We start from the raw sequence: 2,078 nt of genomic DNA on the forward strand, positions 1-2,078 counted from the left end.
TGAGCGAGCGGCAGGCGCTGGCCGCCCTCGACGCGGCACTCGCGGAGGCGGCTCCCGCACACCTCGTCCCCGTGAAACTCGAACTCACCGCTCTGATGCGGCAGGAGGAGGTGCCGAGCCTGCTGCGCGGCCTGGTGCGTCCGGCGCGCAGGCGGACGGGCGAGGCCGCCGAGGCCCCCTCGGGGCTGCGCGAGCGGCTGCTCGGGCTGGCGGAGGCCGAGCGGGTGCCGTATCTGACGGGGCTGGTGCAGCGTGAGGCGGCCGTGGTGCTGGGCATCGCCGACGCCGACGCGATCGGTACGCAGCAGGTGCTCAAGGAACTCGGCATCGACTCCCTGATGGCGGTCGAACTGCGCCGCCGCCTGTCGGCCGAGACCGGACTGTCGCTGCCCTCCACCCTCGCCTTCGACCACCCGACGCCGGCCGCCATCGCCGGACTGCTCCTCGACAAACTGGCACCCGAGCGGAGCGCGCGCCGCTCCAAGGCCGTGGTACGCCGCAGGGCGACCGGGGCCGACGAGCCGATCGCGGTGGTGTCGATGGCGTGCCGCCTGCCGGGCGGCATCGACACCCCCGAGCAGTACTGGGATCTCCTCGCCTCCGGCGGCGACGCGGTCGGCGGTCTGCCGCCACGCTGGGCGAAACTCGACGTCTACGACCCGGACCCGGAGGCGGTCGGCAAGAGCTACGCCCGCGAGGGCGGCTTCATCGACGACGTGGAGGGCTTCGACGCCGCCTTCTTCGGGATCTCCCAGCGCGAGGCGCTGTCCATGGACCCGCAGCAGCGGCTCGTCCTGGAGACCGCCTGGGAGGCGCTGGAGCGCGCGGGCATCCGCCCGGGCACGCTCTCCGAGAGCCGCACCGGCGTCTACCTGGGCACCATGAGCTCCGACTACGGCGAGCAGGGCCGCGAACTCGACGCCTTCGACGGCTACGTCAGCACCGGCAACGCCAGCAGCGTCGTCTCCGGCCGTGTCTCCTACGCGCTCGGCCTCCAGGGGCCCGCGGTCACGATCGACACCGCCTGCTCCTCCTCCCTGGTCGCCCTGCACCTCGCGGCGGGCGCCCTGCGCCAGGACGAGTGCGAACTCGCCCTGGTCGGGGGCGTCACCGTGATGAGCACCCCGCGGCTGTTCGTGGAGTTCTCGCGGTTGAAGGGGATGGCGCCCGACGGCCGCTGCAAGTCCTTCTCGGCGCTGGCCGACGGTGCCGGCTGGTCCGACGGCTGCGGCATCCTGGTCCTGAAGCGGCTGTCGGCGGCGGAGCGCGACGGTGACCGGGTGCTGGCGGTGATCCGCGGTTCGGCCGTCAACCAGGACGGTCGCAGCCAGGGCCTGACCGCCCCCAACGGTCCCTCCCAGCAGCGGGTGATCCAGGACGCGCTGGCCGCGTCGCGGCTCACCCCGGCCGACATCGACGCCGTCGAGGCGCACGGCACCGGCACCCCGCTCGGCGACCCCATCGAGGCGGGCGCCCTGGCGGAGGTCTTCGGCCCGGAGCGCACCCCGGACCGGCCGCTGTACCTGGGGTCGTCGAAGTCGAACATCGGGCACGCGCAGGCCGCCGCCGGTGTCGCGGGTGTGATGAAGATGGTCCTCGCCCTCCAGCACGACACCCTGCCCAAGACCCTCTACGCCGACGAGCCGAGCCCGCACATCCAGTGGGACGACAGCGGCCTCGCCCTGCTCGACGAGGCGCGCCCCTGGGCTGCGCAGGCCGGCCGCGTCCGGCGTGCGGGCGTGTCGTCGTTCGGCCTGAGCGGTACCAACGCCCATGTCGTCCTGGAAGAGGCCCCGCACCGCGAGAGCGCCGAACCGGCCGCCGAGGCCGGCCACGGCCCGCTGCCGGTGGTCGTCTCCGGCCGTGACGAGGCGGCTCTGCGCGCCCAGGCCGGGCGCTGGGCCGACCGGCTGGAAGGCGCGGGTGACACGGCCCTCCTCGATGTCGCCGCCACCGCCGCTCGTCACCGTACGCATTTCGAGCATCGGGCCGGTGTCACCGCCGGGTCCGTCGCCGAGGCCGTTGTGGCGTTGCGGGCGTTGGCCGGGGGTCGGGCCCATCCGGATGTCGTGGAGGGG

Annotated in this window: 1 protein-coding gene; it reads left to right on the forward strand. The window is 74.2% G+C overall.

The window, feature by feature from the left end:
• Positions 1-2,078: type I polyketide synthase (locus ACIRFH_RS36535; protein WP_403530896.1), on the forward strand; the 2,078-nt coding region annotated here is incomplete at both ends.

The organism is Streptomyces sp. NPDC093586 (assembly GCF_044764905.1).
GTDB lineage: Bacteria > Actinomycetota > Actinomycetes > Streptomycetales > Streptomycetaceae > Streptomyces.